The organism is Jatrophihabitans sp. GAS493 (assembly GCF_900230215.1).
GTDB lineage: Bacteria > Actinomycetota > Actinomycetes > Mycobacteriales > Jatrophihabitantaceae > MT45.
The window spans coordinates 3,226,359-3,245,755 of the sequence record NZ_LT907982.1 but is presented as its reverse complement, the minus strand read 5'-3'; the positions used below and the strand labels follow the sequence as shown (position 1 = coordinate 3,245,755).

Here is a 19,397-nt window from a genome sequence, read left to right as displayed (position 1 = left end):
TCCCCCCGGCTAGAGAGATTAGGCTACCAACTGCTGTAAAGCGGGCGCCCCTCTGCGTAACCCGACGCGCTCTGCACACCGATGACGGCCCGCTCGGCGAACTGCCGCAGGTCGGCGGCCCCGGCGTAGGTGCAGGCCGAGCGCACACCGGCCACGATCGAGTCGATGAGATCCTCCACGCCGGGACGAGTCGGATCCAGGAACATCCGGCCACTGGAGATGCCCTCTTCGAAGAGCGCCTTGCGGGCTCGGTCGAATGCGCCGTCACCGCTCGTGCGATTGGCCACGGCCCGAGCCGAAGCCATCCCGAAGCTCTCCTTGTACAGACGTCCATCCGGGGCAGTGTGCAGATCGCCGGGTGATTCGAAGGTGCCGGCGAACCATGAGCCGACCATCACCGATGATGCCCCGGCCGCGAGCGCCAACGCCACGTCACGCGGGTGGCGCACTCCCCCATCGGCCCAGACGTGCTTGCCGAGTTCGGCCGCGGCGGCGGAACACTCGAGGACGGCCGAGAACTGCGGCCGTCCGACCCCGGTCATCATCCGGGTCGTGCACATCGCACCTGGCCCGACGCCCACCTTGACGATGTCCGCGCCGGCGGCCACCAGGTCACGCACCCCCTGCGCGGAGACGACGTTGCCGGCCACGATCGGCACGGTCGGCGAGAGCGCCCGCACCGCGGCGAGCGCGTCGAGCATCCGCTGCTGGTGGCCGTGCGCTGTGTCAATGACCAGGACGTCCGCGCCGGCCGCGATGAGATCGGCCGCCTTGGCGGCGACGTCGCCGTTGACCCCGATGGCCGCGGCGACTCGTAGCCGTCCGGATGCATCCACCGCCGGCTGATAGATCGTGGAGCGCAGCGCGGCGGTTCGGGTCAGGATTCCGACCAGGAGCCCATTGTCGTCGACCATGGCCGCGAGGCGCCGGTGGGCCTCGTCCAGGAGTGCGAATGCCTTCTCCGGGGGGGTGGAGACCGGCAGCGTGAAGGCCGGCCTCGACATCACCTCGCTGAGCTGGGTGAAGCGGTCGGCGCCGGCGCAGTCCGGTGCGGTGAGAACTCCGACCGGACGCCCCTGCTCGACCACCAGCACGGCGCCGTGGGCCCGCTTGTCCAGCAGCGCGAGGGCATCGCTCACCGGCGCCGTCGCCTCAAGGGTGACCGCGGTGTCGACGACCAGGTCACGGCTCTTGACCCAGCTGATCACGTCGGCGACGACCGGCGTGGGAATGTCCTGCGGGAGAACGGTGAGACCGCCCCGGCGCGCGACCGTCTCTGCCATGCGACGACCGGCCACCGCCGTCATGTTGGCCACGACGAGCGGGATGGTGGCCCCGCTGCCGTCGTCGGAGGTGAGGTCTACGTCGAATCGGGACGCGATATCGGACATCGCCGGGACCATGAAGACGTCGTCATAGGTCAGCTCATACGGCGGAACTGCATCAAGGAAGCGCACGAATACGTAATTCTAGGGCATTCGGTCGATCCATGGGGCCGGCCTTCGCCGAAGGCGAATGGAGGTCAGCTGCCCCGGCTGGAAGCGATGCCGAACTCGGTCGGTCCTGCCCCTATGGTGGGTGCTATGACGATCGCAGTCTTCGACATCGACGGAGTCGTAGCCGATGTTCGCCATCGCGTGCATTTCCTGGAGGGGCGATCGAAGAACTGGCCCGGATTCTTCCGAGGCGCCCACCTCGATCCACTCCTGGAGGAGGGGCGGGCACTGGTGACCGACTTGGCCGGCCGGCACGACATCGTCTGGCTCACCGGCCGACCCGACTGGTTACGCAGAGTAACGCTCGATTGGTTGATCGCTCACGACCTGCCGGCTGACGAGTTGTATATGCGGACCGAATACGATTTTCGGCCGGCGCCACAGTTGAAGTTGGACGTGCTGCGTCGACTGCAACCACGTGAGGTTGCGGCCTTCGTCGACGACGACGCCGATGTCGTGGCAGCCGCACTTGCGGCAGATTTCCCAGCAATATTGGCGGATTGGGTGCCACGCGGCGGTGCCCTGCGGGATGCCCAGGACAAGCTCGGACGTACCTAATCACCAGTGGTAGCTCACCGGCTACAACCAGGCGGCGCGTGTATATAACAACTGCGTCGCGACACGGGAAGAAAGTCGCGTCTTAAGTGGAACAATGGCTAAACAAAGTGCACACTTGTGGCATAGAACACTGGAAGCGATTGCAGGGAAGTGCACCATGACAGTTTCGGCACCAGCCGCCCACCTCTCGGGCAGTTGCACACACACCCCGGTCTGCCCTTCGGCCGACGCGGTGTCACGCGACGCGGCCCACGTGCTTGTCGCACACCCGGAGCAGGGCTGGAGTCTGCTCTGCAACGGTGTCGTGCTCTTCGAGGACACCGGCGAACTCCTACCGGACGGCAGCAGTGTTGCCGCCCGCCGGGCTGAACTACTGCACTGCGCAGAGCACCGCGCCAGTTAGCGGCAACACCCCAAGGCCGGCCGGCCGAAGCGGTTAGACGTACTCCTCGATCGGCGGGCAGGAGCAGACCAGGTTCCGGTCGCCGAAGGCACCGTCGATACGACGCACCGGCGGCCAGTACTTCGCCGAAGGATCTACCCCACCAGGAAATACTGCGATCTCCCGCGAGTACGGGTGGCTCCACTCCTGCGTGAGGCAGGCCGCGGTGTGCGGTGCATTGCGAAGCGGGTTGTCGGCTCCGCTCCACTCCCCCGATCCGATCAGGTCGATCTCGCCCTTGATCGCGATCATTGCCTCGATGAAGCGATCGATCTCGACCAGGTCCTCGGACTCGGTCGGCTCGACCATGAGGGTTCCCGGAACCGGGAAGGACATCGTCGGAGCGTGGAACCCATAGTCGATGAGTCGCTTGGCCACATCGTCGACGGTGACGCCGGTCGTCTTCGTGATCTCCCGCAGATCGAGAATGCACTCATGTGCGACGAGGCCGTGTGATCCGCTGTAAAGAACAGGGAAATGTTCGTTCAGACGGGTCGCGATGTAGTTGGCGGAGAGGATCGCCGCTCCGGTCGCCTCAGTGAGTCCGGCCGGACCCATCATCCGGATGTAAGCCCAGGTGATCGGCAGGATCGCCGCCGACCCCCACGGAGCGGCCGAGATGGCGCCGCAGCCGGAGTCGGGCCCGGCACCGGCCTGGAGCGGGTGATTGGGCAGGTGCGGGGCCAGGTGGGCCCGCACTCCGATGGGCCCCACACCCGGTCCGCCGCCACCGTGCGGAATGCAGAAGGTCTTGTGCAGGTTGAGGTGCGAGACGTCGGCCCCGAACTTGCCCGGGCGGGCGAGCCCGACCATGGCGTTGAGGTTCGCACCGTCGACGTAGACCTGACCGCCGTGGGAATGGACGATCTCGCAGACGGTACCGATGTGCTCTTCGAAGACGCCGTGAGTCGAGGGGTAGGTGACCATCACCGCGGCCAGCGAATCGGCATACTGCTCGGCCTTCGCGGTGAGGTCGGTCAAGTCGATCTCGCCCTCGTCACCGCCGGTCTTGACCACGACCACCCGCATCCCGGCCATCACCGCGCTCGCCGCGTTGGTGCCGTGCGCGCTGGCCGGAATCAGGCACACGTCGCGGTGCGAGTCGCCATTCGCCAGGTGGTATCCACGGATGGCAAGTAGACCGGCGAGCTCACCCTGCGAGCCCGCATTCGGCTGAAGCGAGACGGCGTCGTAACCGGTGATCTCGACGAGCCAGCGCTGCAGATCGTCGAACATCCGCTGGTAACCATCGAACTGACCCACCGGCGCGAACGGGTGGAGGTTCGCGAAGCCACCGAGGCTGATCGGCTCCAGTTCAGTCGTCGCGTTGAGCTTCATGGTGCAGGAGCCGAGCGGAATCATCCCCCGGTCCAGCGCGTAGTCGCGATCGGAGAGCCGGCGCAGGTAGCGCAGCATGGCGGTCTCGGAGTGGTAGGCCGAGAAGACCGGATGCGTGAGGAACGGCGAGGTGCGGGCCAGCGGCGCCGTGAACTCCACTTCACCGGCCGCGGCGGCGTCGAGGCGCTCCACGTCGCCGTAGCTCAGCTTCAACCCGAAGGCGTTCCAGACGGCGACCAGGTGCGAGCGGTGGGTCTTCTCGTCGGTGGAGATGGCTACCGTGTCGGCGTCGACCTGGCGCAGGTTGATGCCGTCGGCCAGTGCCGCGGCCACGACCTGCACGGCCGCGCCTGGCACAGCCACCGTCACGGTATCGAAGAAGGCCCCATCGGCGACGGCGAGCTGACCCTCGCGCAGCCCAGCCGCGAGGATCGTAGCGAAACGGTGCGTGCGCTGAGCGATCTCCCGAAGGCCCTCCGGCCCGTGGTAAGCCGCATAGAGTCCGGCCATGTTGGCCAGCAGCACCTGAGCGGTGCAGATGTTGCTCGTCGCCTTCTCACGACGGATGTGCTGCTCGCGGGTCTGCAGGGCCAGTCGATAGGCGGGCTTTCCGTCGGCGTCGACCGAGACGCCGACGAGGCGACCCGGCATCTGTCGCTCCAGCCCGGCCCGGGTCGACATGTAACCCGCGTGCGGACCGCCGAAGCCCATCGGCACGCCGAATCGCTGTGCGCTGCCGACCGCGATGTCCGCCCCCGCATCGCCCGGTGGCGTCAGCAGGGTCAGCGCGAGCAGATCAGCGGCGACCGTGACCAGCGCACCGAGCTGATGTGCCGCGGTGACGATCGGCGCCAGCTCGCGCACTCGACCACTCGCTCCCGGGTACTGAACCAGCACGCCGAAGATGTCCTCGGCACAGTCGAGTGAGCTCAGCAGGCTGTCCGCGTCCTCAAGATCGTCGAGGACGACCTTCAGCCCGATCGGTTCGGCCCGGGTACGCAGGACGGCCAGTGTCTGCGGCAGAATCTGCGAATCAACGACGATGGTGTTCTTGCTGCCCCGGGTGGCGCGGTGCATCAGAGTCATCGCCTCAGCCGCTGCGGTGCCTTCGTCCAGCAGCGACGCTCCGGCCACCGGCAGCGCGGTAAGGTCCTCGATCATCGTCTGGAAATTGAGGAGAGTCTCCAGCCGCCCCTGACTGATCTCCGGCTGATATGGCGTGTAGGCCGTGTACCACGCCGGGCTCTCCAGAACATTGCGACGAATCACCGCCGGAGTGATCGTGTCGTAGTACCCGAGTCCGATCATCGAGGTGAGTTCCCGATTGCGTCCGGCCAGGTCACGCAGTTCGCTGGCCACCTCCGCCTCCGAACTCGCGGCCGGCAGCTTCAGCGCCTCGTGCTCACGGATCGTGCCGGGGATCGCCTGCGCCAGCAGCGAATCGAGCGAGTCGTGCCCGATGGCACTCAGCATCCGGTCGCGATCGGCGGGGCGGCTCACTCCGATGTGGCGGGCGACGAACTCGTCATTGCCCTCAAGCGCGAAAAGGCTCAACTGGTTGGCAGAACTGGTCAACTACTCGCTCGCTTCTGACGACGGGGCGACTCGCCGGACGGCGACTCAACTCCCCGTCTGTCAGGCGAATCGGATCGACCACCGCAAACCGGCGACGATTTGATCCAGCCCTTCAGAGTGGCCTCAGTCGCGCGGTTCGGGTGCCTGAGAGGTTCCGGGGATGTTGCCCCTTCGGCGCCGTCCGGCGTTCGTTGCATCTGCATGCAGACGAATCGTCGACGAACTCTCCCGCCCGACTGATACGGCCAGTGAGACCAGGCTACCGGACCGCGAGCAATCTCCGCTCAAGCGGTGGCGGCACGCTTCTGGCGGCGGCGGGACAGCTCATCGGCGGCCAGCGATTCGGCGTCAACCGACGGGACGCGATCGGCCGAGACGGCCCGCTCGGAGGGAAGCTCAGCCAACGAGCCGACCAGTTCGCGAAGTGCGCCACTGACGGCGATTCCGAAGACGCCCTGGCCTCCGCGCAGCAGGTCGACGACCTCCTCCGAGGAGGTGCACTCATAGACCGTGACGCCGTCGGAGAGCAGAGTGATGCGGGCCAGGTCGTCCACTCCGCGCGCCCGCAGGTGCTCGACCGCGAGGCGGATGTTCTGCAGTGAGACTCCGGTGTCGAGCAGTCGCTTGACGACCTTCAACACCAGGATGTCCTTGAAGCCATAGAGACGCTGGCTGCCGGACCCGGTAGCCGAGCGGACCGTGGGCACCACGAGGTCGGTGCGGGCCCAGTAGTCGAGCTGGCGATAGGTGATGCCAGCGGCGGAGCAGGCGGTGGGTCCGCGGTAGCCGACCTCGTCGTCCGACCTGGCCATCGGGTCGTCGAAGAGCGCGCCCTGTTCGGGGCGCTGCGATCCATCTACCGGTCCGATGTGCTCGGCCATCATGCCTACCTTCTGCGTTACCCCGTTAGCGCTTCGCAGCACGGTGTGCCTGCGCGGAATGCTCGAAGACTGCGTCTGTGTCAACTTCTTCGTTGACCGTATGACTGGTGGCTAGCCTGGTCAACGCGACGCGCTGGCAATCTCGAAAATTAGTAACGTTCATGTTGAGGTTGAGAGTTCCAATCGGAACTGAACGTCACCCGTCCGCTGCGAAATCCTCGGGCGAGACGCTGTCCAGGAACTCCCGGAAACGTTCGACTTCATCGTCCTGTTCATCGGGGATCTCGATCCCCGCCGCGTCCAGCACCGAGTCGGTACCGAGAATCGCGACTTCACAACGCAGGGCCAGCGCTATCGCATCCGACGGACGCGCACTGACCTTGATCCCATCACTGAAGCTCAACTCCGCATAGAAGATGTCATCGCGCATCTCGGTGATGTGGACCGACTCGAGTCGCACACCGAGCGCGGTGATGACATCACGCAGCAGGTCGTGGGTCAGCGGCCGTACCGTCTGCACACCCTGCTGCTGGAACGCGATGGCCGACGCCTCCACGGCCCCGATCCAGATCGGCAGATAACGCACGCCGTCCTCTTCACGCAGCAGCACGACAGGCTGGTTCGTGGGGAGTTCAACTCGCACTCCCACTACCCGCAACGGATGCACGTCGGCCCTCTCGGTTGCCTGTCTTCTACTGCCTCTATGTACCACTTCTGCTACAACTCGACGCTACACGCCGACGTCCATCTCGGCTCGCGGGAAGTTCGGCGCACCGGCAGAGATCAATGGCCGCCACCTCGACTCAGGTCGCGGTACCGGTGACTTCACGCAGACCGATCTGGACGAGCGTCGCGTGCAGCCGCACGGAGAGCGCGGCAAGTTCACGCACCGTCTCCTCAGCTCGGGCTTTGGCCTCGGCGCTGCGCTGGCGGCTCATCGGCCCCACGACCTGGGAGAAGAGCCCGACCTCCCGCTCGGCCGCCGTCCGGAAGGCGCGCAGGTGGCGCCCCTCCAGCCCGTACCGCGCCAGCTGCGAGACGACCTGACCGATAGCCAGCGCGTCCTCGTCGTAGAACCCGCCGCTCTTGGGTGTCACCAGGTTGAACTGCTCCAGCTCGCGCAACTGCTCGGAGGTGAGACCGGCGGCGTTGATCAGCTCCTCGCGCGACAGACGAAGTGTCGGAAGCACCGGTCGGAAGTGGTCGGCCGTCGGCGCATTGTCGGCGATCGCCAGGTGCGGCACCCGGGGTAGCCCGCCGGCACCAGGCGGGACCAAGCCCCGATCGATCGCGTCCAACTGGTCCTTGATGACCCGCAGCGGCAGGTAGTGGTCGCGCTGCTGGCTGAGCACGTACTTCAGCCGGGCGATGTCGGTGGAGGAGAACTTGCGGTACCCGGACGGTGTGCGATGCGGCGCCACCAGACCCTCGGTCTCCAGGAACCGGATCTTGCTGATCGTGATGTCCGGGAAGTCGGGACGGAGGGCGGTGAGAACCTCACCGATCGTGAGCGAGCCGCGGGCCGCGACCTCAGGGGCGGTCACTCGCCCGCTCCGGCGGCGACGGATCGCGACGCGGTGAGGTACACGAGCCGGAACTTGCCGATCTGAACCTCGTCACCCCCGGCGAGCGGGGTGACATCGATGCGCTCCCGATTGACGTAGGTGCCGTTGAGTGAACCGACGTCGTGCACGCTGAACCCACTCCCCTCACGTCGAAACTCCGCATGGCGACGGGAGACGGTCACGTCGTCGAGGAAAATGTCACTGTCAGGGTGACGTCCAGCCGATGTGACGTCCTGGTCGAGCAGGAATCGGCTGCCCGCATTCGGACCGCGCTTCACCACGAGTAAGGCCGAACCTGGACTGAGCGCGTCGATTGCACCCTGGTGCGCATCGGGTGAGAAATCAGCGTCGCCGTCGGTGGCCGTGGTTACCGTGGTGATGATGCCGGTCGAGTCCGGTGCAGCGGGCAGGCGTTCGTCTCCGATCGGGGCACCACAGTTGGCGCAGAAGCGACTTCCAGGCGGATTCTCCGAACCACATACGGTGCAGAACACTCTTGGTGCCCTTCTGATGGACGTTGTTGAACGGGGGAAAAGCTGTGCTGCTCAGGTCCTGCTGCCACACGCCGCCGCCACGACTACTCCGTCCCGGCTGATCCGGAGAGTCGTATGGCAACCCGTATGAAGAGGCGAGCTGAACGTGGTCCAGCTCGCCAACTCACCGAATGCTGTCGAGCCTAGTTCCGCATCGACCCGAGGGTCAATGTCAGCTGGAGGTTTTAGGATTGTGTCGAATATTTCTACACAATCTGCACTATCTTCAGCTACTGGCTGAGTTCGCCGTAGGCGGCCGGGTCGAGCAGTGCATTCGCCTGCGCGGGATCGGCGATCTCGATCTCGACGATCCAGCCGTCGCCGTAGGGATCGGAGTTGATGAGCTCCGGACGACCGTCAAGTAGATCGTTACGGGTGACGACCGAACCATCGACGGGTGCGAAGAGGTCCGACACGCTCTTGGTCGATTCGATCTCACCGAAGGCCGCACCGCGCTCCACAGCAGTGCCGACCTCTGGGAGGGTCACATAGACGACGTCGCCCAGCGCCTCCTGCGCGAAGTCGGTGATACCGACGCGCGCGATCGAGCCGTCGATGCGGACCCATTCGTGCTCGGCGGTGTAGCGCAGGTCGTCAGGTACTTCACTCATCGCTGGAGGTCCTTAACTCAGGGAGGCTGGCTCACGGGGACGTGCTCGGATCGGACGTGCAGGCAGAGGGTCTAGACCCGTCTGTCCACGCGGCGACCGACGGGTTCGATCCTAGGAGGTGGCCGCCGCGGCAGTTAATGGGGAGTGGGCGCTGCGTACTTGGGCGACGGCAGCGCCCGTACCGCGGTGATGGTGAGACTGGGCTGCTCGATCACCGTGAGGTCGCCACCGGCAACCCGGACAGTGGCGGCGACCCCGCCCGGGATGTTCAGCGCGGTGTCCATGGTCTTGGGGTCGCCGATGGCCCGCACTACGTAGGGCGGCTTGATGGTCGTTCCGTCGATGCTGACTCCGGCTTCGGTATCGACGAAGTTCGTCGACGTTCCCACTCGAACCGGCCCGAACTGAATCGCCTCCGCCCCCGCGCCGCGCAGCTCCTCGATCACATCGAGCAGATCCTCGGCCTTCAGGTTTCCCTGCGGATCGGTGATCGTCGCGGTGATGCCGGGACCCGTGGCCGGGACCGTTCCGAGGAGCACGCCGAGCGCCTGCGTCTCCTGTTCGGCCTGTTGCTGGGCGACGCCGTCGACGTTGCCGCTGGCCTGTAGCTGCTGCTGTACCCGCTGCAGGTCCGAGATCTGGTCCCGACGCCGCTCCGCCAGCTCGTTCTGATTGGCGATGATGCCGACGAGATCGTCGTCACGGGCGTTGGAGAGGCTGTCCTGCGAGGAGTTGGAGCGGACCTGCACCACGATCGCAAAGCCGAGTAGTGCGGCGAGCACCCCGATCAGCGCTCCAGCCCGTCGGTGCGAGGTGCGTCGCTTTCCCTCCGCCGGCGCCTCGATCGGCTCCCCCGCCGGCGCGGCATCGCCGGCTGGATCCGGCGCTTCAGCTGGCCCGTCCGAGCCGGATCGGTCAGGCATGGAAGAGATGCCGCCGAATCGCTGCTGCGTTGCCGAAGATCCGGATGCCCAGCACGACGACCACTGCGGTGGAGAGCGCTCCGCCGACTCCGAGCTTGTCGCCGATGAACACAATCACCGCCGCAACCAGAACGTTCGAAATGAACGAGACGATGAAGACCTTCGCGTCGAAGATGTGATCCAACCGGGCCCGTAGGCCTCCGAAGACCGCATCGAGGGCGGCCACCACTGCGATTGGCAGGTAGGGCTCGAGCGCGTGCGGAACAGTCGGCTGCAGGACGAGTCCGGCGATGATGCCGATGACGAGCGCGATCGCCGGAATCATCGTGGCCCCCCGGTCGGCGAACTGGATGTCGGCGCGGGTGTGGGTTTCGGCGAGACCGTGGGTTGCGGCGACGGCGTGGGTTTCGGCGACCCGTTGGCCGCCGCGCCTGGCGTAACCGGCGCGGCGTAGTTGGGTTTGGCCGCCGAGCCGGCCGGGAGTTCAAGGTGGTTCTGCTGCGACCAATCGAACGTGATGCCGCCGAGCGCCGCCAGTGTGTGGTAGCGACTGGCCACCTCGCTGTCGGCGAAGTTCGTCACAAGCACGTCTGAATCTCCTATCGCCCGGATCACGTACGGGGAGGTTATGGGCTGGAAGTCGACCAGCACGGCCTGGCCGGCGAAGCGAATCGCCGACGTCGGAGTGAGGCGGATGTCGTTGACCGAGATCGCCTCCGCACCGTCATGCCAGAGTTCGTTCACGACGCTGCGGATGTCCTTGTCCGACAGCGGCGAGGTGTCGGTGACCGTGGTGACCCCGACCCGGGCGGCCTGAGTTGCCGTGGGTGCAGCCGTGACCGCCAGCTGAACCTGCATTCCGGTTCCAAAGGTCGTCAGTGCGCCGGCGGCCAGTTGATCACTCTGCAGGGTTGAACGCAGCTGCCCGGCAGCCGGCAGCGACTTGTCGCGCAGCGCGTTCAGCTTCGCTTGATCGCCGAGCAGATCGTGCTGGAGGGAGTCGTTCATGAGCTGCGCGGCCCGCACGCGCTTGACCAGTTCGGCGTGCAGTTTGGCCGTCTGCGGTGCCGCGCGATGCGCGTGCAGGTAGGCGATGACGAGGATGAGCCCGACGAGCGCCGCACCGAGCGCGGCCAGCGGTTGCTCGTACCAGCTGTGGTTCGATTCGCCACGCCGGGCTGCGGCGGCGGCATAACCAGGGTCGGCCGTGTTGTTGATGAGATCCAGCAGCAGGCTGGGAGTGCCGGAGCTGTCTCGGTACCCTCGGCCGGTCGTAGGCGTAGTCATGGGTTCTGCACCAGCCGCGCGGTGCCACGAGCCGCCATGATGAGTCGCAGCGCCTGCAGCACGTAGAGCCCACCCGACCATAGATATAGCACCGTGCCCCAGATGGTGAAGGCCCAGGCGATCGGGCGGACCACGGCGCTGAGCGTGCCGTCGCCGTCTCCGATCAGCAGCAGCGGGAACGCGTAGAGCAGGTTGAAGGTCGCGGCCTTGCCGAGGTAATGCACCGGCAGCGGCGCATAGCCGTAGCGGCGCAGAAGGGCTAGGACAGCGGCCAGGATGAGGTCGCGGCCGACGATCACCGCCGCCAGCCACCACGGAATGATGTCTCGGACCGAGAATCCGAAGAGCGTGGCCAGGATGTAGAGACGATCGGCGGCCGGGTCCAGCAGCGTGCCGAGGCTGCTCTGCTGATTGAGGCGGCGCGCCAGCCAGCCGTCCGCCCAGTCGGTGAAGCCGCTGACCATCAGCACGACGATCGCCAGGAGGTCAGCCTGCGGACCTAGCAGTAACCAGAGGAAGAGCGGGACGCCGAGCAGTCGCAGCACGCTCAGCGCATTCGGGACGGTTGCGATCCGGTCGGCCTGCGCCGACCCGGGTGTCGTCACGCGCCCTCCAATCAGATCCACGGGCATCACCGGACGGTGCCGCGCTTACCGCGATCAACTCCAGCGATACATATGTCGGGACGGCGGGATTCGAACCCACGACCCCCTGACCCCCAGTCAGGTGCGCTACCAAGCTGCGCCACGTCCCGGTGTGACTGAACGGATCATCGCTACGACGCCGTACCCAGCACAACCGCGAGCAACTTTATCGTAGTTACGCGGTGGTGATTGCCAACTTCCGTCTCCCGGCCCGGCTGGGCGGAGTCCGTCGCCGCGTTTAGCCGGAACACGCGAGCGTCGAACGCGGTGAATCTAGACTCGCCGGATGCGCGCGAGCCGCGGAACGTCAGCGCTTGGGTCCGCGCTTCTCCCGGACGCGCACCGAAATCTCGATGGGCGTGCCGGTGAAGTCGAAGTCCTCACGTAGCCGACGTTCGATGAATCGGCGGTAGCCGGCCTCTAGGAATCCGGTGCTGAAGAGCACGAAACGCGGCGGCCGAACGTCAGCCTGGGTGGCGAAGAGGACGCGGGGGGCCTTCCCGCCGCGGGCCGGCGGAGGCGTCTGCTGGACGACCTCAGTCAGCCAAGCGTTCAACCGGCCGGTCGAGATTCGACGGTCCCACGAATCCAGACTGGTGCGCAGCGCGATCGCCAGCTTCTCGACGGCGCGTCCCGTCTTCGCCGACACATTCACCCTGGGCGCCCACTGCAGCCTCGACAAGTCGCGCGAGATCTCGCGTTCCAGCGTCTCGCGTCGATCCTCGTCGACCAGGTCCCACTTGTTGAATGCGATCACCAGCGCGCGGCCAGCTTCGAGAACGCTGGTGATGACGCGTTGATCCTGTTCGCTGATGGTCTCGGAGGCGTCGAGGAGTACGACTGCGACCTCGGCCGCCTCGATCGCGCTCGCCGTGCGCAGGCTCGCGTAGAACTCCATTCCGGTCGCCTGCTTCACCCGCTTGCGAAGACCAGCCGTGTCGACAAATTTCCATATCTCTGAATCGAGTTCAACTAGGCTGTCGACCGGATCAATTGTCGTCCCCGCCACAGAGTCGACGACGGAACGCTCTTCGCCGGTGATCTTGTTGAGCAGACTGGATTTGCCAACGTTGGGACGACCGACGAGCGCGACCCGGCGCGGGCCACCCTCCTCTTCGGTCTCCATCGGGGCATCTGGAAGCTTGCTCAGGATCTCGTCGAGCAGATCTCCACTGCCCCGCCCGTGCAATCCACTGACCGGGTGCGGTTCACCGAGGCCGAGCGACCACAACTCAGCGGTGTCGGGCTCGGCCCGCTCGTCGTCGACCTTCGTGGCGACGAGGATGACCGGGCGCTGAGACCGGCGCAGCGTCCGGGCCACCACCATGTCGGTCTCGGTGGCTCCAGTGCGGGCGTCGACCACGAAGAGGACGAGGTCGGCGGTAACTACGGCTCGTTCGGCCTGGGCTGAAACCTGGGCCTGTAATCCACGGGCGTCGGGCTCCCACCCGCCGGTGTCGACCAGAGTGAAGCGACGACCACCCCACATCGCGTCATACGGGATGCGATCACGAGTTACACCGGCGATGTCCTGCACAACCGCCTCCCGACGGCCCAGGATCCGGTTGACCAATGTCGACTTGCCGACGTTTGGTCGACCGACTACGGCAACCACCGGAACCGCCGCGGTCTCCTCGGTCTCGCTTCCGGACTTGCTGCCGGAGTCGCTGCCGGACTCGCTGCCAAACTCGCTCACTTGTACTGCTCCATCGTTGATTCTGTGGACTCAGACCGAATCCTGCTGGTCGCCGGCTCGGGCGCGGGAGTACGCAGCGGCTGTACTACTGTCCCACGATTCGGCCGCTGGCCGGTCAATCACGCCCACCGTGCCGATCAATCCCGCGCGACTGTGCCGTAGCAGCGGCTAGCCGCGCCGGCCGGGTCCGGAGAGAATCGGTCGATCATTTACACATAAGTCGACAAGGACATTAACTACCTCATCGATGGATAGATACGTCGTGTCAACTTCGACGGCGTCATCGGTGCGGGTCAGCGGGCTCGTTCGGCGCGAGCTGTCGAAGGCGTCTCGCCGCTCAAGGTCGCGTCGAACAGCCTCGATCGGATCTCCCTTGGCCAACTGGCGAGAGCGGCGCTGAGCCCTCACCTCTTCATCGGCGGTGAGATAAATCTTGGGGGCCGCCTGCGGCCACACGACCGAACCGATATCCCGTCCCTCGACCACGATTCCACCGGAACCGATGAGGTCGCGCTGTGCCGCTACCAGCTGCGCGCGCACGGCCGGCACAGCCGACACCTTGCTGACGGCTAACGTCACCGCTTCGCCGCGAATCTCTTGCGAGACGGCGCGGGACCCCAGGTAGGTGTTGCGGTCAGCAAGGTCGGTGCTGACCTGGATGTCGCTTCCAGCGACCGCCGTGGCTACCGCCACCGCATCATCGAGTTCGACGCCGGCGTCGAGCACCGCGACAGTGGCGGCACGGTACATCGCGCCGGTGTCCAGGTAACGGAGGCCGAGTCGGCGGGCCAGAGCCTGCGCCACGGTCGACTTGCCCGTCCCGGAGGGTCCGTCCAGGGCGATCACCGGAAGGTAGGAGGAATTGACGCCTTCACGGTCGTCCGCGCTCTGCGAGCCAGCGGCCGCCCCGCGTTCAAGTAGTTGGTGATCCCCGGCCGTCTGTGGCGAGCGGGCCGCCGATTTCGGAATGCCCATGCTCACCGGGGCCTCGGTCGAACTCACGTTCTCAAATCCTTCAATCGGTTGTGATCCAGCGGGGACCGGCGGTCCAACTACCGAGGATACGGCCGACGGGCCTGAGGCCGATACGCCCGACAGTCAACTACGAATACAGTGGTTCAGACTAACTATCAGGTTAAACGTGAAGCTCTGAGCCTACCGATGGCTAACTCAGCAGTTGAGAAATAACCGATCTGGGACCAGGAGACTGCGTCCAAACGCCGGCCAAGCCACCCCTACTGCGGAAGGTCGGTCCGTAACGCGGCGGCTCCCCCGAGGTAGACATGCCTGATCTCAGCTCTCGTACGCCGTGTCTCAACATGCGCCAGCAGACGCAGAACCCGCGGCATGGCGCCCGGGACTGAGATCTCGGTGGAGCAGAGCAACGGAACGTCGGTCAACCCGAGCTGGCGAGCCGCGTAGGCCGGAAACTCGGCCGTCAGGTCCGGCGTAGCCGTGAAGATGATGCTGATGATGTCGTCAGCGCTGAGCGCATTTCGCTGCATAACCTCGGTAACCAGGTCAGCGGTGCCGGCCAGAATCGCGTCGCGATCGTCAGAGTCGATCTGATTCGCTCCACGCACCGCGCGCACGCTTGGGGGCGCCACAGAACCGGCCTGCCCGGCCTGTTCCGCCTGCCCGTCCGATTCGCCGCCGGCTTGATCGGGCTCATCGTCGGGCTTACGCCCCGTCTCGACGACGAATACGCCCTCGCCCTGTACACCCGAAACCATCCTGCGTTCTACCTCCGGTTGAAATCCAACTGGTCCACCGCTTCACCCTGTGCACGACCCTTCGGCCAGACCTGCGAGCCGGGACGACCGCCGACGATTTGCCGGCCTATTGCCAGCTTGGGGCACGTCGCGGCCTGCGGGAGCGACACCAAATCCTCGATCTACTTCTATCACTCGAGATCGATACACAGATGTACCGACACAACGATTTCGAGGCCTATCGCTTTCAGTCTATGTCGCTGCAACGACTAATCCCCTTGACGTATCACCGATTCACCCTTTTATGGCTTAACCGATCAAGATGCTCCACCACTCAACGATATAGCTGTATCAGGTTGTACCGCTCTGCGGCTAACCCGCTTTACCTCTATGTCGACTCACGTTATAGGCATGCTGCCGGGGACTGCCGCGCGGCACGACCCCGCAACGTGGCAGCGACGGTGATAAGTCGACAATTAGCGCAGGCGGCGTACGGTCGACGCGATTCTCCCGACAGCCCATCCCAGCCAGCGCGCGCCGCCTCCGCTTCTCCAGCCGCTGGTAGCCCCAACGTTTTATCGACTTAGCGTTTAAACGCGGGCGTAATCACCCGGAGCAGGGCACCTCGAGCGGATGCCTCAATCCGAGGGGTCGAACGCACAAGTCGACATAGTGACTCGGGGTTTCAGGACGCCAAGTGGCCGGCCAGCATCCACACGTAGCTATATCGACATAGAGAGAGATCCATCAGCAACTCACTCGCGTGCGTAACAGCCGATAAAACAATATGCCGTTCACGCGACCTACCGTTTTAGCTCTTTACAGGTCTATCTGTTTGTCGACAAGAGCGTGAAGCTCCGCGAGTTCGGTGCGGCTAAGGGTTCGGATTGAGCCGCTTCGTTGGCCGCCTAGGCGCACCGGCCCGATCGCAGTGCGCACCAAACTGCGAACCGGGTGGCCGACCTCATCGAGCATTCTGCGCACGATCCGATTGCGACCTTCATGCAGAGAGACCTCCACGAGCGAGAGCTCACCTGACGTCTGGATGAGCCGGAATCCGTCAACCTTCACTGGGCCATCCTCGAGTTCAACACCGGCCCGTAACCGCCGCCCGAGATCCTTGCGAACCGCTCCATCAACTTCGGCTACGTACGTCTTCACGACACCGAAGGAGGGGTGCATGAGGCGATGCCCCAGTTCGCCGTCGTTCGTCAGCAGTAACAGCCCCTCCGTGTCCGCATCCAATCGACCGACATGAAACACCGACTCCGGCTGACCAGTCAACAGGTCGCCCACCGTCGGGCGGCCACGATCGTCGGACATGGCACTCAGCACGCCGAGAGGCTTGTTCAGCGCGAGGTACACCAGATCCTGGCGGACATTCACCCGGGCTCCGTCGACGTGAATCACGGCCACGAGCGGATCGACCCGTCGCCCCATCTCCTCGACGACTACGCCGTCGACACTGACCCGGCCGTCGGCGATGAGTTCCTCGCACTTGCGTCGGGAGCCAAGACCGGCGGCCGATAGCACCTTCTGGAGGCGAATCCCGTCCGGCAGTTCAGCTGGTGACATTACGTCTCAATCTCAAGTTTACAGTTCATCGGTTTCGAGCATATCTAACTCAGGTAGCAGTGGAGCAAGAGACGGAAGCTCGGATATTGAGTCGAGGCCGAGCCGCTCGAGGAAGACTTCGGTGGTCCGGTAGACACCCCCGCCGGTATCCGGGTCGCTCCCCGCTTCGACGATCAGCCCGCGGGTGACCAGAGTCCGAACCACTCCGTCAACGTTCACCCCGCGGATCGCCGAGATACGTGCTCGCGTGACCGGCTGGCGGTAGGCCACGACGGCCAGCGTCTCCAGCGCTGCCTGGCTGAGTTTGCTTCGCTGCCCCTCGAGCAGAAACGCCTCAACCACCGAGCTCAGTATCGGACGGGTAAAGAGGCGGTGACCACCGGCGACACTTCGAAGCTCGAGCCCGCTCCCCCGCTCATCCAGCTGACCGGCGAGCCGGGCCAGCGCGTCGTCCACCTCGGAGGTCGGACGTTGCAGGGCCACAGCCAGCTGCGCGCCGGTCACCGGCGCCTCCACCACGAAGAGAATCGCCTCGATCGCGGCGACGAGAACCTGTGGATCGTCCAGGTCAGGACGCGGAAGTCCATCGATCTCCGTCCTGTCCTCCCGCTCGGACGAACCCGCCACCGCCAGATCGCCCTCCCCCAGATCGCCCTGCTGGAATGCGTCGGCCGATGCGGGTTCGAACGGCTCGCCGGCGGATGCCACCGGTGCGTCTGCCTCTGGAGCGATCGGCGCAGCATCCACCGGCGCGCTCATGTCTCCACCCTCCGGTGCCGCATGAGGATCCCCCAAGTCAGCCAGCTCATGGGGTGCTGCGTCGGGGTGGCTCATCCGTACTCCTCATCGACCGAACGCTCAGTCTCGTCATCTGTTGACATCGTTGAATCGACAAATCCACTATCTGCCGCGACTGGCGGAGCAGCCGCCGGCTCCTCGGCAGCTGCGGCCTCACGGTCACTCTGCGCGGCGGCCGAGTTCACCCATCGAACCCGAAGCTCAGCCAACGCTGCGGCCTGATCGAACGCGACGCTCCCTTCACGGTAGAGCTCCAGCAGGCCGAGGAATCGGGCCACCACCTCAAGCGTCGAGCCGCAGTCAGCCACGAGCGCCCGAAAGGTAGCCGAACCGGCCTGCCGTATCCGCTCACGAATGATCTGCATGTGTTCGTGGACGCTCACCCGCACCGAATGGATGTGATCGATCCCGACCACTGGAACCGGCCGCGGCGCCATGGCCCGGGCGGCCAGAATCGCGAAGCGATCGGCCGAGACGCCGATCTCCACCTCTGGCAGAAGTTGTGAGAACTCGGTGTCGAGCTCGACCGAACGCGGGTGCCGCAGCGCCTGCGCTCGGTCGAGCTCGGCGAAGTATGCGGCCGCCAGCTTGTAGGCCCGGTACTGCAACAACCGGGCGAACAGCAGATCCCGTGCCTCGAGCAGCGCCAGATCTTCCTCGTCCTCGACCTCGGCCGACGGCAGCAGACGGGCGGTCTTCAAGTCGAGCAGGGTCGCGGCGACCACGAGGAACTGGGTAGCTTGACCCAGGTCCCACTCCTCCGACGCGCTCAGATACGCGATGAAGTCGTCGGTCACCTGCGACAGGGCAACTTCGGTTACATCCATCTGCCGCTTGGCGATAAGGCTCAGGAGGAGGTCGAACGGGCCTTCAAAATTGTCCAGGCTGACCGAGAATGCGTCGGGGCGGGCCAGCAACAATGCCGGCGGGGCGAGCTGGGCGCCGTCGGGAAGCGGCGAGCGCCCGGTCGGCTGATCGGCGTTCGACTGGTCAGCATTCGAATCGCCGCGGGGTGCCGAATCCGGAGCCGAGTCACTGGTTTCGGAATGCGCCGTCCCTTCGGGCGGCTGCGGCAACTGCGTTGTTGGCTCCGTCGAACTCACGCCTCGCGCAGTCGTCGTACCAGGATCGACGACTCACCCTTTGCCTCGAGGTCGGCCAGGACGACGGCCAGTGCCTCTCGCACGATTCGGCCACGGTCAACCGCAAGTCCGTGTTCGGCCCGCAAATGCAGCCGCGCCGACTCAAGGTCGAGCAGCTCCTCCGGCGAGCAATACACGGTGATCTTCTCTTCGTGCCGCTCCCTCCCCGAGGGAGCTCGATCCGCGACGGCGCGAATTCGGCGGGTGTTTCGCACCGCGGTGGCGCGCGCAGCAGGAGCAGCAGCCGGGCGCCGGGGGGCAGCGGCGAACGCGGCGGGCTCGACATCGCGGACGACCGGCGCCGGCTCGGCCAGCGTCTCGGCCTCAATGTCGATGGCCGAGACAGAGTTCAGCTGGCGAGGTTCGGCCAGCACGGCGCCGGGCTGCGCCGCCGTCGGGTGCGCGGTGTCGACCTGGGCCGGCTCACTCGCAGCTGGCTCCGCCGGTTCGGCGGTGAGCGGCGCCGCCGTGGTCCGGAAGAGCTCGGCGGCACCGGGGAGGCTGGTACGGCGGCTCATCGAGTAGCGCCGTGAATGAACCGGGAGGCGGTCGGTGAGGGAAGCTCCGGTCGAGACTCCGCCCTCGTCCGGACATTGCTGCGCTGAAGACTCATGTCGCGGC

20 protein-coding genes, 1 tRNA gene and 1 riboswitch are annotated in these 19,397 nt (G+C 65.6%); of the genes, 2 read left to right on the top strand and 19 right to left on the bottom strand.

Annotated features, from left to right (window positions below; genetic code table 11):
• Window positions 1-23 precede the first annotated feature (23 nt).
• Window positions 24-1,457: a GuaB1 family IMP dehydrogenase-related protein gene (locus tag CPH63_RS15075; RefSeq protein WP_096303686.1), complete on the bottom strand. Its 1,434-nt coding sequence runs from the start codon at window positions 1,455-1,457 to the stop codon at window positions 24-26.
• A gap of 126 nt (window positions 1,458-1,583) precedes the next feature.
• Between CPH63_RS15075 and CPH63_RS15070 the strand changes: the two genes are divergently transcribed.
• Together CPH63_RS15070 and CPH63_RS15065 are read left to right on the top strand one after the other, a co-directional pair.
• Window positions 1,584-2,054: a hypothetical protein gene (locus CPH63_RS15070; protein ID WP_197704367.1), complete on the top strand. Its 471-nt coding sequence runs from the start codon at window positions 1,584-1,586 to the stop codon at window positions 2,052-2,054.
• A gap of 157 nt (window positions 2,055-2,211) precedes the next feature.
• Window positions 2,212-2,457 (top strand): DUF5999 family protein, encoded by a 246-nt coding sequence (locus CPH63_RS15065; protein WP_096303684.1) that lies wholly within the window; start codon window positions 2,212-2,214, stop codon window positions 2,455-2,457.
• Between the two features lie 33 nt (window positions 2,458-2,490).
• On the opposite strand, the gene gcvP is transcribed toward CPH63_RS15065, so the two are convergent.
• From gcvP to CPH63_RS14975, 18 genes are all read right to left on the bottom strand, one after another.
• Complete coding sequence (gene gcvP / locus CPH63_RS15060) at window positions 2,491-5,409, bottom strand: aminomethyl-transferring glycine dehydrogenase (protein ID WP_096303683.1); 2,919 nt, start codon at window positions 5,407-5,409, stop codon at window positions 2,491-2,493.
• 122 nt (window positions 5,410-5,531) lie between these two features.
• Window positions 5,532-5,650: riboswitch (glycine riboswitch) on the bottom strand.
• Window positions 5,651-5,693: 43 nt separating this feature from the next.
• A complete protein-coding gene (locus tag CPH63_RS15055) occupies window positions 5,694-6,293 on the bottom strand; it encodes a MerR family transcriptional regulator (RefSeq protein WP_096303682.1) in 600 nt (199 codons plus the stop codon).
• A 193-nt stretch (window positions 6,294-6,486) separates the two neighbouring features.
• Window positions 6,487-6,957 carry a bifunctional nuclease family protein gene (locus CPH63_RS15050; protein ID WP_096303681.1) on the bottom strand — a complete coding sequence of 157 codons (471 nt, stop codon included), beginning with the start codon at window positions 6,955-6,957 and terminating at the stop codon, window positions 6,487-6,489.
• Window positions 6,958-7,093: 136 nt separating this feature from the next.
• On the bottom strand, window positions 7,094-7,834 hold the full coding sequence (locus tag CPH63_RS15045; RefSeq protein WP_096303680.1) for a MerR family transcriptional regulator: 741 nt from the start codon (window positions 7,832-7,834) through the stop codon (window positions 7,094-7,096).
• Window positions 7,831-8,349 carry an FHA domain-containing protein gene (locus CPH63_RS15040; RefSeq protein WP_096303679.1) on the bottom strand — a complete coding sequence of 173 codons (519 nt, stop codon included), beginning with the start codon at window positions 8,347-8,349 and terminating at the stop codon, window positions 7,831-7,833. Before CPH63_RS15040 ends, CPH63_RS15045 begins: the two co-directional genes overlap by 4 nt.
• A gap of 269 nt (window positions 8,350-8,618) precedes the next feature.
• Entirely contained in the window at window positions 8,619-8,999 is a 381-nt protein-coding gene (gene gcvH / locus CPH63_RS15035; protein ID WP_096303678.1) for a glycine cleavage system protein GcvH, read from the bottom strand.
• A 134-nt stretch (window positions 9,000-9,133) separates the two neighbouring features.
• The gene (locus CPH63_RS15030) at window positions 9,134-9,922 is read right to left on the bottom strand and encodes a DUF881 domain-containing protein (protein ID WP_096303677.1); all 789 of its coding nucleotides are present in this window, start codon (window positions 9,920-9,922) and stop codon (window positions 9,134-9,136) included.
• Window positions 9,915-10,247, bottom strand: a complete 333-nt coding sequence (locus CPH63_RS15025; RefSeq protein WP_096303676.1) for a small basic family protein — start codon at window positions 10,245-10,247, stop codon at window positions 9,915-9,917. The genes CPH63_RS15030 and CPH63_RS15025 overlap by 8 nt, the downstream gene beginning before the upstream one ends.
• On the bottom strand, window positions 10,244-11,209 hold the full coding sequence (locus tag CPH63_RS15020; RefSeq protein ID WP_157749579.1) for a DUF881 domain-containing protein: 966 nt from the start codon (window positions 11,207-11,209) through the stop codon (window positions 10,244-10,246). The genes CPH63_RS15025 and CPH63_RS15020 overlap by 4 nt, the downstream gene beginning before the upstream one ends.
• Window positions 11,206-11,841 (bottom strand): CDP-alcohol phosphatidyltransferase family protein, encoded by a 636-nt coding sequence (locus tag CPH63_RS15015; protein ID WP_096303674.1) that lies wholly within the window; start codon window positions 11,839-11,841, stop codon window positions 11,206-11,208. The genes CPH63_RS15020 and CPH63_RS15015 overlap by 4 nt, the downstream gene beginning before the upstream one ends.
• A gap of 48 nt (window positions 11,842-11,889) precedes the next feature.
• Window positions 11,890-11,963, bottom strand: a tRNA-Pro gene (locus CPH63_RS15010).
• A gap of 197 nt (window positions 11,964-12,160) precedes the next feature.
• On the bottom strand, window positions 12,161-13,549 hold the full coding sequence (der, locus tag CPH63_RS15005) for a ribosome biogenesis GTPase Der (protein ID WP_197704366.1): 1,389 nt from the start codon (window positions 13,547-13,549) through the stop codon (window positions 12,161-12,163).
• A gap of 168 nt (window positions 13,550-13,717) precedes the next feature.
• Window positions 13,718-14,551, bottom strand: a complete 834-nt coding sequence (gene cmk, locus CPH63_RS15000; protein ID WP_206745560.1) for a (d)CMP kinase — start codon at window positions 14,549-14,551, stop codon at window positions 13,718-13,720.
• Between the two features lie 233 nt (window positions 14,552-14,784).
• Window positions 14,785-15,156 (bottom strand): chorismate mutase, encoded by a 372-nt coding sequence (aroH, locus tag CPH63_RS14995; RefSeq protein ID WP_371364978.1) that lies wholly within the window; start codon window positions 15,154-15,156, stop codon window positions 14,785-14,787.
• Window positions 15,157-16,080: 924 nt separating this feature from the next.
• On the bottom strand, window positions 16,081-16,836 hold the full coding sequence (locus CPH63_RS14990; RefSeq protein ID WP_096303671.1) for a pseudouridine synthase: 756 nt from the start codon (window positions 16,834-16,836) through the stop codon (window positions 16,081-16,083).
• Between the two features lie 18 nt (window positions 16,837-16,854).
• On the bottom strand, window positions 16,855-17,670 hold the full coding sequence (scpB, locus tag CPH63_RS14985) for an SMC-Scp complex subunit ScpB (RefSeq protein WP_096303670.1): 816 nt from the start codon (window positions 17,668-17,670) through the stop codon (window positions 16,855-16,857).
• Window positions 17,667-18,737 carry a ScpA family protein gene (locus CPH63_RS14980; RefSeq protein WP_241895671.1) on the bottom strand — a complete coding sequence of 357 codons (1,071 nt, stop codon included), beginning with the start codon at window positions 18,735-18,737 and terminating at the stop codon, window positions 17,667-17,669. Before CPH63_RS14980 ends, scpB begins: the two co-directional genes overlap by 4 nt.
• A complete protein-coding gene (locus CPH63_RS14975) occupies window positions 18,734-19,294 on the bottom strand; it encodes a hypothetical protein (protein ID WP_096303669.1) in 561 nt (186 codons plus the stop codon). The genes CPH63_RS14980 and CPH63_RS14975 overlap by 4 nt, the downstream gene beginning before the upstream one ends.
• Between the last annotated feature and the right edge of the window lie 103 nt (window positions 19,295-19,397).